Here is a 14,295-nt window from a genome sequence, read left to right on the forward strand (position 1 = left end):
GGCGGGTGTCGACGGCTTCCGCTCTCACCGACGGTGAAAGCCGGGACGGCCCGACAGGATCCCGGTGAAGCTCTCAGGTCGAGATGACAGAGGGGGAGGCCGTCGGGGCACCCGTGCCGTGGTGCCCCTCGCAGGTCGCGTCAGACCAGGAGGCCTCCGCACAATGACAGCCCACCGCACTCCGCTCTCCGAGCTCGAACAGGGAACGCCGTTCGAGCAGCGCCACATCGGTCCCGACCACGAGGCCCGGGCCAAGATGCTCGCCCAGGTCGGGTACGGCTCGCTCGACGAGCTGACGGCCGCCGCCGTGCCGGACGTGATCAAGAGCGCCGGCGCCCTCGACCTGCCCCGGGCGCGCACGGAGGCCGAGGTGCTGGCCGAACTGCGCTCGCTGGCCGACCGCAACCAGGTGCTCGACTCGATGATCGGGCTCGGGTACCACGGCACGTTCACGCCGCCCGTGATTCTGCGCAACGTCATGGAGAACCCGGCCTGGTACACCGCGTACACGCCGTACCAGCCGGAGATCTCGCAGGGGCGCCTGGAGGCGCTGCTCAACTTCCAGACGATGGTGGCCGAGCTGACCGGGCTGCCGACCTCCGGGGCCTCGCTGCTCGACGAGGGCACGGCCGCCGCCGAGGCGATGGCGCTGTCGCGGCGGATGGGGAAGAACAAGAAGGGGCTGTTCCTGGTCGACGCGGACGCGCTGCCGCAGACCATCGCCGTGATCCGCACGCGGGCCGAACCGACCGGCGTCGAGGTGGTGGTCGCCGACCTCACCGACGGCATCCCGGCTCAGGTCGCGGAGCGGGAGATCAACGGCGTGCTGATCCAGTACCCGGGCGCCTCCGGTGCCGTACGCGACATCAAGCCGGTGATCGACCGGGCGCACGAGCTGGGCGCGCTGGTCACCGTCGCCGCCGATCTGCTCGCGCTGACGCTGCTGAAGTCGCCCGGTGAGCTGGGCGCCGACATCGCGGTGGGCACGACCCAGCGGTTCGGGGTGCCGATGGGCTTCGGCGGGCCGCACGCCGGCTACCTGGCCGTTCAGGAGAAGATGGCGCGCAGCCTGCCCGGGCGGCTGGTGGGCGTCTCCGTGGACGCCGACGGGAACCGGGCCTACCGGCTGGCGCTGCAGACCCGCGAGCAGCACATCCGCCGCGAGAAGGCCACCAGCAACATCTGCACCGCGCAGGTGCTGCTCGCCGTGATGGCCGGGATGTACGCCGTGTACCACGGCCCCGAGGGGCTGCGCGGCATCGCCCGGCGCACCCACCGGTACGCCGCCGTCCTCGCCGCGGGGCTCGCGGCGAGCGGTGTCGAGATCGTCCACGGCGACTACTTCGACACGGTCACGGCGCGGGTGCCCGGGCGGGCCGTCGAGATCGTGGCCGCGGCCCGGCAGAACGGGGTCAACCTGCGGCTCGTCGACGCCGACCACGTCTCCATGGTCTGCGACGAGACGACCACGCGCGCGCAGATCGGCGGAGTGTGGAACGCGTTCGGGGCCGAGGGCGACATCGAGGCGCTGGACGCGGCGACCGGGGACGCGCTGCCCGAGGGGCTGCTGCGCACCGACGACTTCCTGACCCACCCCGTCTTCCACCAGCACCGTTCCGAGACCGCGATGCTGCGCTACCTGCGCCGGCTGGCCGACCGGGACTACGCGCTGGACCGCGGCATGATCCCGCTGGGCTCCTGCACCATGAAGCTCAACGCGACCACCGAGATGGAGCCGGTGACCTGGCCCGAGTTCGGGCAGCTGCACCCCTTCGCCCCCGCCGAGCAGGCGCAGGGCTACCTCACGCTCATCCGGGAGCTGGAGGAGCGGCTGGCCGAGGTCACCGGGTACGACAAGGTCTCGCTCCAGCCCAACGCCGGGTCGCAGGGCGAGCTGGCCGGCCTGCTCGCCGTACGCGGATACCACCGGGCCAACGGCGACGAGCAGCGGACCGTCTGTCTGATCCCGTCCTCCGCGCACGGCACCAACGCCGCCAGCGCCGTCATGGCCGGGATGAAGGTCGTCGTCGTCAAGACCGCCGAGGACGGCGAGATCGACGTCGAGGACCTGCGGGCCAAGATCGAGCAGCACCGCGAGGAGCTGGCGGTGCTGATGATCACCTACCCGTCCACGCACGGCGTCTTCGAGGCGCACGTCGCGGACATCTGCGCGGCCGTGCACGACGCGGGCGGCCAGGTGTACGTGGACGGCGCCAACCTCAACGCCCTGGTCGGGCTCGCCCGGCCGGGCCACTTCGGCGGCGACGTCTCCCACCTGAACCTGCACAAGACGTTCTGCATCCCGCACGGCGGCGGCGGTCCCGGCGTCGGCCCGGTGGGCGTGCGGGAGCACCTCGCGCCGTACCTGCCCAACCACCCGCTCCAGCCCGCGGCGGGCCCGCAGACGGGCGTGGGGCCCATCTCGGCGGCGCCCTGGGGCTCGGCGGGCATTCTGCCCATCTCCTGGGCGTACGTCCGTCTGATGGGCGGTGAGGGGCTCAAGCGGGCCACGCAGGTGGCGGTGCTGTCCGCCAACTACGTCGCCAAGCGCCTGGAGCCGCACTACCCGGTGCTGTACACGGGGCCGGACGGGCTGGTCGCGCACGAGTGCATCATCGACCTGCGCCCGCTGACCAAGGCGACCGGCGTGAGCGTCGACGACGTCGCCAAGCGGCTGATCGACTACGGCTTCCACGCGCCGACGATGTCGTTCCCGGTGGCCGGGACGCTGATGATCGAGCCGACCGAGTCCGAGGACCTGACCGAACTGGACCGTTTTTGCGACGCGATGATCGCCATCCGTGCGGAGATCGAGAAGGTCGGCTCGGGCGAGTGGCCCGCGGACGACAACCCGCTGCGGGGCGCCCCGCACACCGCCGCCGCGCTCGCCGGCGAGTGGGAGCACGCGTACGCCCGCGAGGAGGCCGTCTTCCCGGCCGGGGTGTCGGCCGCCGACAAGTACTGGCCGCCGGTGCGCCGCATCGACCAGGCCTTCGGTGACCGGAACCTGGTCTGCTCCTGCCCGCCGCTGGAGGCGTACGAGGACTGAGCAGGACACGAGGAAGGGCCCCGCCGACCGGCGGGGCCCTTTCTGTTTCCGTCACACCGGGGAGCCGTAAAAGGTTCGCGGTATGAGTCGAATGTTTCGGCCTCAGGAGGCGGTCGGGATCCGGCGAGGACAGATTCGTTGTGTACGAGGGGTTGCCACCGATTACGCGCGGTCTCTAGGGTGCGGCAGCAACGCAGCTTTCTGGATTTTCTCCGAAACTTTCGCACTCAAGGAGCGCATCATGGGCGACCCGGCACTGTCCCGCCGCGGGTTCCTGGCGGCCTCGGCCGCGGCCGGTCTGGGCATGACGGTACTGAGCGGTTGCGGCGGTGACTCGGACGAAGGGGCGTCCGGGACCACCACCATCGAGTGGTGGAACATCTCCACGACCCAGCCGACGAAGGACGTCTGGGCGGCCCTCGCCAAGAAGTTCGAGGCACAGAACCCCAACGTCAAGATAAAGATCGTCCAGCTGGAGAACGACGCCTACAAGTCGAAGATGACGGCGCTCATCGCCTCCGGGAAGCTCCCGGACATCTTCCACACCTGGGGCGGCGGTGTCCTCAAGCAGCAGGTCGACGCGGGGCTCGTCGAGGACCTCACCGACCGCACCAAGGAGTGGTCCGACGGCATGCTCCCGGTCGCGAAGGAGCCGTACCTGATCGACGACCGGCTCTACGGCATCCCGTTCGACAGCGGCATGGTCGGCTTCTGGTACAACAAGGCGCTCTTCAAGAAGGCCGGCATCAGCGCTCCGCCCACCACCTGGAGCGGCTTCCTGGACGCCGTACGCGCGCTGAAGTCGGAGAACATCACGCCCATCGCCCTGGCCGGCAAGGAGAAGTGGCCCGGCATGTACTACTGGGCCTACCTCGCGATGCGGGTCGGCGGTGCCGAGGCCGTGCAGAAGGCCGCCGACGACAAGGACTTCACCGGGGCCGCGTTCGTCCAGGCCGGGCAGCACCTGAAGGAACTGGCCGCGCTCCAGCCGTTCCAGAAGGGCTTCCTCGGGGCCGCGTACTCCGCCCCCAACGGGCAGGCCGCCGCCGTCGGCAACGGCAAGGCGGCGATGGAGCTGATGGGCCAGTGGGCACCGGTGGTGCAGGCGGACTCGGGCAAGGGGCTCGGGGACGACCTCGGTTTCTTCCCGTTCCCGGCGGTCGAGGGCGGCAAGGGCGCCCTCACCGAGGTGTTCGGCGGGGCCAACGGGCACGCCCTGCGCAGGGACGCCCCGCAGGCGGCCGTCGACTTCCTGAAGTTCTTCGCCTCCGAGGCCACCGACCGGGAACTGGTCGCCAAGACCGGTGTCCTGCCCGTGGTCCCGGCCGCCGAGAGCGCGCTGACCGACGCCGACCTGAAGGCCGTACAGCAGCAGTTGAAGGGGGCCACCGGCTTCCAGCTCTACCTCGACCAGGCCTACGCGCCCGCCGTCGGGCAGGAGGTCAACGACAGCGTCGCCGCGCTCATCGCCGGCTCCAAGTCCCCCCAGCAGGTCGCCGAGTCGATCACCAAGGTCGCGAAGGAAGAGCAGTAACCACCGATGACCTCCACGTTCCTGCCGGACGAGCGGACCGGCCCCGGTGCCGACCTGCCGCCCCCGCCGGCCGCCGCGGCCCGGGGGCGGACCCGGCGCCGCATCACGCACTGGCTCACCGCGGTCGGCTTCCAAGTGCCCGCCCTGGTGCTGTTCCTGGTCCTCGTCGTGCTGCCGATCCTGTTCGCGCTGTACGCCGCCTTCTTCAGGTGGGGCGGCTTCGGCATGCCCTCGGACTACATCGGCACCGACAACTTCACCCGCCTCTTCGACGACCCGGTCTTCCTCGGCGACCTGTGGCGCTGCCTGGTCCTGGTGGTCCTCTCCCTGGCGCTGCAACTGCCGTTCGCGCTGGCCATGGCGGTCCTGCTGAACCAGCGGATGCGCGGCCGGGCGGTGTACCGGATGCTGTTCTTCGCCCCGTACGTGCTGTCCGAGGCCATCACCGGCGTGCTGTTCGGCATGATCTTCGCGCCGGACGACGGGCTCGCCGACCGGGTGCTGGGCGGCGTCGGCCTGGGCGGTGTCGGCGGGGAGTGGTTCGCCGACCCGTCGATGGTGATGGCGACCCTCTTCCTCGTCATGACGTGGAAGTACTTCGGCTTCCACATGATGCTCTACCTGGCCGGACTCCAGTCCATCCCGAAGGAGTTGACGGAGGCCGCGCTCATCGACGGGGCGGGCGCCTGGCAGCGCTTCCGCAACGTCACCCTGCCGCTGCTGGCGCCCACCCTGCGCATCAGCGTGTTCCTGTCCGTCATCGGCGCCATCCAGCTGTTCGACCTGGTGTGGGTGGTCACCCAGGGCGGACCCGACCACCACTCCGAGACCATGGCCGTGACCATGTTCCAGTTCGGGTTCAAGCGGTACCAGGTCGGCTACGCCAGCGCGATCAGCGTGGTCATGTTCGGCATCAGCCTCGTCTTCGCCCTCGCCTACCAGCGGTTCGTGCTGCGGCGCGACCTCCAGGGGGCCACCACGACCATGAGGGGAGACGGCAAGTGAGCGCCAAGTCCCGGGGGCGGACCCTGCCCCTGCACCTCGCCCTGACCCTCGTCGGCGCCGTCATGGCCGTACCGCTGCTGTACGCCGTGCTGTCCGGGTTCAAGTCCTCGGACCAGCTCTCCGACAACCCGGTGGGGCTGCCGAGCCCGTGGGTGTTCTCCAACTACACGGACATCCTCGGCTCGGGATCCTTCTGGCGGCTGGTCGGCAACAGCACGCTGATCGCCGTGGCGACCACCGTCCTCGTGGTCGCGGTCTCCGCGCTCGCCGCGTTCTCCTTCGCCCGGTTCGCCTTCCGCGGCCGGGAGGCGCTGTTCACGCTGTTCACGATGGGGCTGATGTTCCCCTTCGCGGTGGCGGCGCTGCCGCTGTTCCTGCTGCTGCGCTCGATGGGCCTGCTGGACAACCCGCTCGGCGTGATCCTGCCCCAGGCCGCCTTCGGGCTGCCGATGACCATCATCATCCTGCGCGGCTTCTTCCGGGAGATCCCCGGTGAGCTGGAGGAGGCGGCCACGCTGGACGGCTGCGGGCCGTTCGGCTTCTTCTGGCGGGTGCTGCTGCCGATGGCCCGGCCGGCGCTGGGGACGGTGTCCGTACTGGCCGTGGTCACCAGCTGGAACAACTTCTTCCTGCCGCTGCTGGTCTTCACCGACTCCACCTGGTGGACCATCCCGATCGGCGTCCAGCAGTTCCAGGGCCAGTACTCCGCGGACACCGCCCGGGTCTTCGCCTACCTGGTGCTGGCGATGGTGCCCGCCCTCGCCTTCTACTCGGTGGCCGAGCGGCAGCTCGTCGGCGGGCTCACGGCCGGGGCCACGAAGGGGTGACGGGGCGGTCAGGCGGCCGTCATCACCTGGCCGGCACCGAGCGGGCGGTGCGGGGCGATGATCCGGCCGTCCGGCAGGAGTTCGCCGGTGTCCTCGAAGAAGAGGACACCGTTGCACAGCAGGCTCCAGCCCTGCTCCGGGTGGTGCGCCACGAGACGCGCGGATTCCCGGTCGGCGGAGTCGGCTGACGGACACGGTGGCTGGTGCTGGCACATGGCGGGGTTCTTTCGCTCCGGAGTGATGGGTGGGTGTGCTGTCGTCTCTGTTCCGCGGCGTGACACGTGGTTCATGGCCGCCCCCCGTTGCATACGTCGGTCCGGACCCAGTGTTGCCCCACGGACGTCGATCCGCAGGTATTTCGCGGCACCGCCTCTCACAGGTTGAGGACGCGTCACCCGCCCGGACGGTTCAGTCCAACTGCGGTGTCCGTGTGGCCGGTTCACGGGGCCTGGAGGAGCCGGTCGGGGTGGGTGCCGGTTCGTGCGAGCGCGGGTGACCCCGCCGCCCTGTCGCCGGGCGGCGGGGTCACGTGGGGTTCGGTCTCTGTGGGGTTCGGTCTCTGTGGGGTTCAGGCGGGGGAGCGGAGCAGGGGCGTCGGTGTGGCCCGGTGGGTCAGGACCGGGAGCAGGTCCGCGACCCGGTGCGGCCGGTGCGCCGCGATGCCGGGCGGGGCCGGCGCCAGCGGCACCAGCAGGTCGCCGGCGTCCGGGTGGCCGACGGCGGCGTCGGCCGTGTGGTCGCCGTGCAGCCACAGGGTGAGCATGTACAGGCCGGGCACCGACAGCAGCCGCGGCTGGAACGGCTGGGCCACCGACTCGGCCTGGCGCAGCGCGCGTTCGGTCGCGGTGACGTAGGGGCCCTCGAAGAAGTGCGAGAAGGCCCAGCCGTCCGGGGTCAGCATGGTGTCCGCCGCGGCCACCACGCCCTCCCCGCTGCGGATCAGGAAGCGCCACCCGGCGAGCCGGACGGCCGGCACGCCCTCGGGGGTGACGTGGTCCAGGACGTGCACGGGCAGCGGCAGCTCGGGCGTGACCGGGCCGCGGGCGCCGAGCAGGGACGGGGTGCGGGCCTCGCGGACCGCGGTGGGCGAGGAGAGCGCGGTGAGGACGGTGCGCAGGGCGGGCGCGGGAGCCGGGGGGACATGCAGCGGCATGGTGGGTCGCCTCTCAGTCGAAGGCACGGTGGCGCGAGGGCGGGGCAGGGCGGCGTGGGGGCCGGGCGGACGACGCTGTCAGCTCGCAGGGGCAGAGAGACGAGGCCGGGTCCGAACGCCGGCAAGCGGGGGTGAGGGCTGCTGTACGTCGCCTCGGCGATCTCGACCGTAGGCGCCAGCTCTCTGCCGTGTCCGCAGAGTTTATACGACAAGTGTTCGTGGTGGGTTTCGGCTAGCGCTTTCCGGCAAGACGAACAAGGGCGCATCCGGTCGGCGATATGTGGAGGTTACCCTGATTTCGAACGGGCTGAACGCCGATGACCTCGGTGAATATCCGGGAAGTGGTCGGCCAATTGTCGTCGGGCTTTTCCACGAGTTCCCGGAGTCCGAAACCGGGTGTGCGCCATGCCCGGCGAATGTGCCTCCGGTCACATCGCGCCAGCGTAGCGGCTCGCGGGTCCGCGCGGGGACGTTATCGATCGCATCGGCTGGGCATCATCCATCCTGACCGGCACCCACCGGCGGCCGGACCCGGCCGCTGATCCGAGGAGGACGCTTCCATGGGGGAGAAGGTCGCGGCAGGCCAGGTGGACCTGTCCGATCGCCAGCACTACCGCGACAAGCTCCGCCGCTGTCTGACGGGTTTGGAGCGACTCCTGGCGGAGAAGCGGTTCGACCGTCCGAAGAACCTGATGGGGCTGGAGATCGAACTGAATCTCGTCGGCGCCGACGGGATGCCCAAAATGCTGAACGGGCAGGTCCTGGAACGCATCGCGAGCCGGGACTTCCAAACAGAACTCGCCATGTTCAACCTGGAAGTCAACATCGCTCCACACCGGTTGGAGGGCCGGGTATTCGACCGGCTCGCCGAGGAAATCGGCACCTCCTTGGCATATGCCGACCGAAAGGCCGGAGAGCTGGACGCGGGAATCGCGATGATCGGCATTCTGCCGACCCTGGACCGGGACGACCTGGTCTCCTCCAACCTTTCCGACGTGGACCGCTACGCCCTGCTCAACGACCAGATCGTGGCCGCCCGCGGCGAGGACTTCCACCTGGAGATCGACGGCGTCGAACGCCTCAGCTGCACCTCGAAGTCCATCGCCCCCGAGGCCGCCTGCACGTCGGTGCAACTGCACCTCCAGGTGACGCCGGAGCGTTTCGCCGGGGTGTGGAACGCCGCGCAGGCCGTCACCGCCGCGCAGATAGCCGTCGGGGCCAACGCGCCCTTCCTGTTCGGCCGCGAGCTGTGGCGGGAGTCCCGCCCGCCGCTGTTCCAGCAGTCCACCGACACCCGGCCGCCCGAGCTCCAGGCGCAGGGCGTGCGTCCGCGCACCTGGTTCGGGGAGCGGTGGGTTACCTCGGCCTACGACCTGTTCGAGGAGAACCTGCGCTACTACCCGGCCCTGCTGCCGATCTGCGACGACGAGGACCCCCTCGACGTCCTGGACGCGGGCGGCGTGCCGTCCCTCGCCGAGCTGGTGCTGCACAACGGCACCGTCTACCGCTGGAACCGGCCCGTCTACGGCGTCGCCGACGGCCTCCCGCACCTGCGGGTGGAGAACCGGGTGCTGCCCGCGGGCCCCACCGTCACCGACGTCATCGCCAACGCGGCGTTCTACTACGGTGTCGTCCGCGCCCTGGCCGACGAGCCGCGGCCGGTGTGGACGCGGCTGCCGTTCGAGGCCGCCGCCGCCAACTTCGACGCCGCCTGCCGGTACGGCATCGAGGCCCGCTTCCAGTGGCCGAGGCGCGGCCGGCTGGGCGGCACGGGGGAGGTCGACGCGGCCGTCCTGGTCCGGGACGAGCTGCTGCCGCTGGCCGAGGCGGGACTGGACGCGTGGGGCGTCGAGCCCGCCGACCGCGACTTCTACCTGGGCGTGATCGACGAGCGGTGCCGGCGCCGGGTCAACGGCGCCGGCTGGCAGGCGGCCACGTTCCACCGGGCGCTGGAGGCGGGGATGTCCCGCGAGGCCGCGCTGGCCGCGACGACCCGGCGCTACGTCGAGCTGATGCACAAGGGGGACCCGGTCCACCTGTGGCCGATCGGGCGGCCGTAGCGGTGACTGCGCGGGGCCGGGCCGGTCGTCCCGGCCCCGCGCCCGCCCCCGCCGGTGTCCGCCCCATACTGATCGGGCAAGCTTGACGTCCCGGTCGAGGCAGGTGTGCATGGCGGAGGCGGGCCCGGTGGTCGATTCCATCCCTCAGGAGCGGCTCTCGCGACGGAGTCTGCGGGACGAGACGCTGCTCGTCCTGGCTCTCTCGCTGGGCGCGAGCGGGGTCTCCGCCCTGATCAGCTTCATCGGTTCGGTGACCCGGCCGGGCGGTCTGAAGGACCAGGCGGCCACCCTCAACGCCTCCGCCGCGCCCGGCCGCCCCTGGCTGGACCTCGCCTGGCAGCTGTTCGGCATCGCCACCGCGCTGGTGCCGGTCGCCCTCGTCGCCCACCTGCTGCTGCGGGAGGGGCGGAGCCTGCGCGTCCTGGGCTTCGACCGCACCCGGCCGGGTCCCGACCTGCTGCGCGGTGCCGTGATCGCGGCCGTCATCGGCAGCAGCGGCATCGCCTTCTACCTGGCCGCCCGGGGCCTCGGCTTCAACCTCACCGTGGTGCCCGAGGCGCTGCCCGAGGTGTGGTGGAAGTACCCGGTGCTGATCCTGTCCGCCCTCCAGAACTCGGTCCTGGAGGAGGTCATCGTCGTCGGCTACCTGCTGCGCAGGCTCGACCAACTGGGCTGGACGCCCCGGGCGTCGCTGGTCGGCAGTTCGGTGCTGCGCGGCTCGTACCACCTCTACCAGGGCATCGGCGGCTTCATCGGCAACATGGTGATGGGCGTGGTGTTCGTGTACCTCTACCGGCGCTGGGGCCGGGTGGGGCCCCTGGTCGTGGCGCACTCGCTGCTCGACATCGGGGCCTTCGTGGGCTACGCGCTGCTGGCCGGGAAGGTGAGCTGGCTGCCGACGGCGTGACGGCCGGGCAGCCGGCCCCGCTCCGGTGTCACCAGGCGAGCAGGTCGCCCTCGATCACCGTCACCGCGCGCCCGCTCAGCAGCGTGCGGTCGCCGCGCGGCTCCACGCGGACCAGGCCGGAGCGCGGTGAGGCCTGGAGACCGGTGAGGGCGGGGCGGCCCAGGCGCTCGCACCAGTAGGGGGCCAGCGCGGTGTGCGCGCTGCCGGTGACCGGGTCCTCGTCGATGCCGACGTTGGGGAAGAAGCAGCGGGAGACGAAGTCGTAGCCGCGCGCGGGGTCCTCGGCGCGGGCGGTCGCGATGACGCCGCGCTCGGAGTGGGCCGCCAGCGCCTTGTGGTCCGGTGTCAGCTCGCGGACGGTCGTCTCGTCGGCGAGTTCGACCAGCAGGTCACCGACGTTCGGACCGGTGTCGAGGACCGCGCGGGGCTCGGCGCCGAGGGCCTCGGCCAGACCCGCCGGGACCGCGGCCGGGGTCAGCGGCGCGGTCGGGAAGTCCAGGGTGACCGAGCCGTCCGCGCCGGGCGTGGCGACGAGGACGCCGCTGCGGGTGGCGAACCGGACGGGCCCCTGATGGGCGCCGGTGGTGTGCAGGACGTGGGCGGTGGCGAGCGTGGCGTGGCCGCACAGGTTCACCTCGGTGGCCGGGGTGAACCAGCGCAGCGCCCAGTCGGCCGCGCCGCCCTCGGGCAGCGGGTGGGCGAAGGCCGTCTCGGCGTGGTTGACCTCCAGGGCGACTTGCTGGAGCAGGCGGTCGTCCGGGAAGGCGTCGAGGAGCAGGACCCCGGCGGGGTTGCCCGCGAAGGGCCGGTCGGTGAAGGCGTCGACGATTCGGATGCGCATGTCCCGACGCTACGGGAGCGGCAGAAGCGCAGGCCAAGGCCAATGGGCGACCGGTGGACCGGGTTTCGGGTCGCCGGCCGGCCGGACGGGTCTTCGGCGAGGGGTTGTCGTATCCAGTTCTCCGATATATCGTTGAAGCATCGCGACAGATCAACGATGGAATGGAGTGGTGGCGATGCGTACCCACGGATACGAGCGTGGACACGGTGGACGGGGCGAGGGCGGCCCCTTCGGGCGCGGTGGCTTCGACGGGCGCCGCGCGGCCTTCGGCCCCTTCGGGCCGGGCGGTCACGGCGGCCCCGGACCCTTCGGACCGGGCTTCGGTCCCGGGCCCTGGGGCGGCCGGGGGCGGGGCGGTCCGCGGGGCAGGGCGCGGCGCGGCGACGTACGCGCGTCGATCCTGGCCCTGCTCAAGGACCGGCCGATGCACGGCTACGAGATGATCCAGGAGATCGCCGAGCGCAGCGGCGGGGCGTGGAAGCCCAGCCCCGGCTCGGTGTACCCGACCCTCCAGCTGCTGGAGGACGAGGGGCTGATCGCCAGCGAGAGCGAGGGCGGCAAGAAGCTGTTCGCCCTCACGGAGTCCGGCCGCGCCGCCGCCGAGGAAGGGCCCGAGGCCCCCTGGGAAGAGGCATCGCGCGGGGTCGACTGGGAGGCGCTGAACGACATCCGGCAGGCCGGCTTCGGCCTCATGGAGGCGTTCGGCCAGGTCTGGAAGACCGGCAGCAAGGAACAGCGGGAGAAGGCGCTCGACGTCATCAACGAGTCCCGCAAGAAGCTGTACCGGATCCTCGCCGACGAGGACTGACGGCGAGGATGTGCGGCGCCCCGCGGACGACTCCGCGGACGACTCCGCGGGGCGCAATCGTCCCGGGCAAGAGGCCACGCCGGTCAGGGGGAGTGAACGGCCTGATCTCATCCGTGAGGAGGAGATCACGGCCCTCGGCGTCCACTTCGCGTGGGACGTCGAAATGCTCCCCTCCGGGGATGACCCGGGGCCATGGGGGCTGATGGGGTGGAGTGGTGCAATCCCGTATCCCCCGGCAGCCGGCCGGCGAGCAAGGCGTCCGGCGGCCCGACCACCCCGACCGCACCGACCACGATGACCGGCTCGGCCCCGGACTGGCAGCGGTGGTCTCCGGCGCGCGCCGCAGGGCGGTACGGGACGGGGACCGGCAGATCGACACGGCGCACCTGCTCCACTCGCTCCTGGAGTACGACCCCGAGGTGTGCGCCGTGCTGGGCGACGGGCCGCAGATGGCCCGACTGCTCGGCTATCTGGTGCAGCGCAGCATCGGCTACGGGCTGCGCTGGCAGGGCACCGTGGAGGACTCCGGAGCCGTACCCGTCGTCAAGGAGGCCGCGGGCTTCTCGCCCTCGGCCGCCACCGCGGTCGACCGGGCTCGCGAGCGCGCGGTACGGCGCGGCGCCGCCCGGGCCGGCGGGGTGGATCTGCTCGCCGCCCTGGTCGCGGACCCGGGCACGCGGGCCGTCGAGGTCCTCGTCCGGGCCGGCGTCGACCCCCAGGCCCTGCTCGCCCGCGCCGACGGCCACGCGGAGCCGACGGCGTAGGCACCCGCCGAGTCCGTCCGCCTCCGGCTCCGGCTCCGGCTCCGGCTCCGGAGAGGTTGCGGAGCCCGTCCTTCGGCACGGCCGGCGTCCGGTCCGCGAGACAGGTGTCATCTGGGGTGACGGTCATGTCGTGCCCTGTCATCATGTGCCGGTGCATACGACTGACAGCGGCCGGGGCGGCAAGGGCGTCGGGCTCGGCGTCGCGCTCGTCTCCGCCCTCGCCTTCGGCGGATCCGGTGTCGCGGCCAAGCCTCTGATCGAGGCGGGTCTCGACCCGCTCCACGTGGTGTGGCTGCGGGTGACCGGCGCGGCCCTGGTGATGCTCCCGCTCGCCGTGCGGCACCGCGCGCTGCTGCGCCGCCGTCCCGGTCTGCTCGCCGGCTTCGGTCTGCTCGCCGTGGCCGGTGTCCAGGCCTGCTACTTCGCCGCGATCTCCCGCATCCCGGTCGGCGTGGCCCTGCTCGTCGAGTACCTGGCGCCCGCCCTGGTGCTCGGCTGGGTGCGGTTCGTGCAGCGGCGGCCGGTGACGCGGGCCGCCGCGCTCGGCGTGGTCCTCGCCGTCGGCGGCCTCGCCTGTGTCGTGGAGGTCTGGGCGGGGCTGGGGTTCGACGCCCTCGGCCTGCTGCTCGCGCTGGGCGCCGCCTGCTGCCAGGTCGGCTACTTCGTCCTGTCCGACCAGGGCAGCGACGCGGGCGACGACACGCCCGACCCGCTCGGCGTGATCGCCTACGGCCTGCTGGTCGGCGCGGCCGTGCTCACCGTCGTGGCCCGGCCCTGGGGCATGGACTGGCAGGTGCTCGCGCACACCGTGCCGGTCGACGGCACACCGGTCGCCGCCGCGCTCCTGCTGGCCTGGATCGTGCTGATCGCCACGGTGCTCGCCTACGTCTCCGGCATCGTCGCCGTACGCCGGCTGTCGCCGCAGGTCGCGGGCGTCGTGGCCTGCCTGGAGGCGGTCATCGCGACCGTCCTGGCCTGGGTGCTGCTCGGCGAGCGCCTCTCCGCCCCGCAGATCGCCGGCGGCGCGGTGGTCCTGGTGGGCGCCTTCATCGCCCAGGCGTCGACACCCGCCACGGGATCGGCGCAGCCGGTGGCGGCGGGCGGCCCGGGACGGGAGTTGTCCCGCCGGGGACCGGTCGCCTAGTCTGCCGATCATGCATTCGGACGCCCTCGTTCTTCCGCCTCCGGCCGCCTGAGGCGGGTCCACCGGTGAGCAGCCCGGCGCGTCGCCGTCGGGCGGAACGGTGCTGCCCGCGGACGAGGTCCGTAGGGCCCCGGCGGTTCATTCCCGTCGGTTCAGGGGCCCTTGCCGAACTTCCGCGCTCATCGCGCGACTGCGGAGTGAAT

At 71.9% G+C, this 14,295-nt stretch carries 12 protein-coding genes; 9 read left to right on the top strand and 3 right to left on the bottom strand.

The window, feature by feature from the left end; translation table 11 throughout:
• Window positions 1–163 precede the first annotated feature (163 nt).
• From gcvP to ACIQR3_RS33175, 4 genes are all read left to right on the top strand, one after another.
• Window positions 164–3,049, top strand: a complete 2,886-nt coding sequence (gene gcvP, locus ACIQR3_RS33160; RefSeq protein WP_403544580.1) for an aminomethyl-transferring glycine dehydrogenase — start codon at window positions 164–166, stop codon at window positions 3,047–3,049.
• A gap of 241 nt (window positions 3,050–3,290) precedes the next feature.
• Entirely contained in the window at window positions 3,291–4,583 is a 1,293-nt protein-coding gene (locus ACIQR3_RS33165; protein WP_403544582.1) for an extracellular solute-binding protein, read from the top strand.
• A 6-nt stretch (window positions 4,584–4,589) separates the two neighbouring features.
• Complete coding sequence (locus tag ACIQR3_RS33170) at window positions 4,590–5,588, top strand: carbohydrate ABC transporter permease (protein ID WP_403544584.1); 999 nt, start codon at window positions 4,590–4,592, stop codon at window positions 5,586–5,588.
• A gap of 62 nt (window positions 5,589–5,650) precedes the next feature.
• Window positions 5,651–6,415, top strand: coding sequence for a carbohydrate ABC transporter permease (locus ACIQR3_RS33175; protein WP_403544672.1), 765 nt, complete (start codon window positions 5,651–5,653; stop codon window positions 6,413–6,415).
• A gap of 8 nt (window positions 6,416–6,423) precedes the next feature.
• Here the strand turns inward: ACIQR3_RS33175 and ACIQR3_RS33180 are convergent, their stop codons facing one another.
• Window positions 6,424–6,630, bottom strand: a complete 207-nt coding sequence (locus ACIQR3_RS33180) for a DUF5999 family protein (protein WP_215168854.1) — start codon at window positions 6,628–6,630, stop codon at window positions 6,424–6,426.
• A 353-nt stretch (window positions 6,631–6,983) separates the two neighbouring features.
• Window positions 6,984–7,568, bottom strand: a complete 585-nt coding sequence (locus ACIQR3_RS33185; protein ID WP_403544586.1) for a hypothetical protein — start codon at window positions 7,566–7,568, stop codon at window positions 6,984–6,986.
• A 560-nt stretch (window positions 7,569–8,128) separates the two neighbouring features.
• On the opposite strand from ACIQR3_RS33185, the gene ACIQR3_RS33190 reads away from it, so the two are divergent.
• Together ACIQR3_RS33190 and ACIQR3_RS33195 are read left to right on the top strand one after the other, a co-directional pair.
• Window positions 8,129–9,628: a glutamate--cysteine ligase gene (locus tag ACIQR3_RS33190; protein WP_403544588.1), complete on the top strand. Its 1,500-nt coding sequence runs from the start codon at window positions 8,129–8,131 to the stop codon at window positions 9,626–9,628.
• A gap of 109 nt (window positions 9,629–9,737) precedes the next feature.
• Window positions 9,738–10,535 carry a CPBP family intramembrane glutamic endopeptidase gene (locus ACIQR3_RS33195; RefSeq protein ID WP_403544590.1) on the top strand — a complete coding sequence of 266 codons (798 nt, stop codon included), beginning with the start codon at window positions 9,738–9,740 and terminating at the stop codon, window positions 10,533–10,535.
• 28 nt (window positions 10,536–10,563) lie between these two features.
• Here the strand turns inward: ACIQR3_RS33195 and ACIQR3_RS33200 are convergent, their stop codons facing one another.
• Complete coding sequence (locus ACIQR3_RS33200; RefSeq protein WP_403544592.1) at window positions 10,564–11,376, bottom strand: PhzF family phenazine biosynthesis protein; 813 nt, start codon at window positions 11,374–11,376, stop codon at window positions 10,564–10,566.
• A 175-nt stretch (window positions 11,377–11,551) separates the two neighbouring features.
• Here ACIQR3_RS33200 and ACIQR3_RS33205 point away from each other — a divergent pair, with 175 nt between their 5' ends.
• The 3 genes from ACIQR3_RS33205 to ACIQR3_RS33215 all read left to right on the top strand — a co-directional run bounded on the left by ACIQR3_RS33205 (window position 11,552) and on the right by ACIQR3_RS33215 (window position 14,092).
• Entirely contained in the window at window positions 11,552–12,184 is a 633-nt protein-coding gene (locus tag ACIQR3_RS33205) for a PadR family transcriptional regulator (protein WP_403544594.1), read from the top strand.
• 215 nt (window positions 12,185–12,399) lie between these two features.
• Complete coding sequence (locus ACIQR3_RS33210; RefSeq protein ID WP_403544595.1) at window positions 12,400–12,948, top strand: Clp protease N-terminal domain-containing protein; 549 nt, start codon at window positions 12,400–12,402, stop codon at window positions 12,946–12,948.
• 145 nt (window positions 12,949–13,093) lie between these two features.
• Window positions 13,094–14,092: an EamA family transporter gene (locus ACIQR3_RS33215; protein WP_403544673.1), complete on the top strand. Its 999-nt coding sequence runs from the start codon at window positions 13,094–13,096 to the stop codon at window positions 14,090–14,092.
• Window positions 14,093–14,295: the final 203 nt, after the last annotated feature.

Origin of the sequence: Streptomyces sp. NPDC090994 (assembly GCF_044768905.1) — a bacterium.
Taxonomy (GTDB): Bacteria; Actinomycetota; Actinomycetes; order Streptomycetales; family Streptomycetaceae; genus Streptomyces.

What these genes read in the sequence shown, in the direction of transcription:
- ACIQR3_RS33205 (WP_403544594.1), top strand. Translation starts at nt 11,552, where the DNA reads ATGCGTACCCACGGATACGAGCGTGGACACGGTGGACGGGGCGAGGGC.
- ACIQR3_RS33200 (WP_403544592.1), bottom strand. Translation starts at nt 11,376, where the DNA reads ATGCGCATCCGAATCGTCGACGCCTTCACCGACCGGCCCTTCGCGGGC.
- ACIQR3_RS33195 (WP_403544590.1), top strand. Translation starts at nt 9,738, where the DNA reads ATGGCGGAGGCGGGCCCGGTGGTCGATTCCATCCCTCAGGAGCGGCTC.
- ACIQR3_RS33190 (WP_403544588.1), top strand. Translation starts at nt 8,129, where the DNA reads ATGGGGGAGAAGGTCGCGGCAGGCCAGGTGGACCTGTCCGATCGCCAG.
- ACIQR3_RS33180 (WP_215168854.1), bottom strand. Translation starts at nt 6,630, where the DNA reads ATGTGCCAGCACCAGCCACCGTGTCCGTCAGCCGACTCCGCCGACCGG.
- ACIQR3_RS33175 (WP_403544672.1), top strand. Translation starts at nt 5,651, where the DNA reads ATGGCCGTACCGCTGCTGTACGCCGTGCTGTCCGGGTTCAAGTCCTCG.
- ACIQR3_RS33170 (WP_403544584.1), top strand. Translation starts at nt 4,590, where the DNA reads ATGACCTCCACGTTCCTGCCGGACGAGCGGACCGGCCCCGGTGCCGAC.
- gcvP (WP_403544580.1), top strand. Translation starts at nt 164, where the DNA reads ATGACAGCCCACCGCACTCCGCTCTCCGAGCTCGAACAGGGAACGCCG.
- ACIQR3_RS33165 (WP_403544582.1), top strand. Translation starts at nt 3,291, where the DNA reads ATGGGCGACCCGGCACTGTCCCGCCGCGGGTTCCTGGCGGCCTCGGCC.
- ACIQR3_RS33185 (WP_403544586.1), bottom strand. Translation starts at nt 7,568, where the DNA reads ATGCCGCTGCATGTCCCCCCGGCTCCCGCGCCCGCCCTGCGCACCGTC.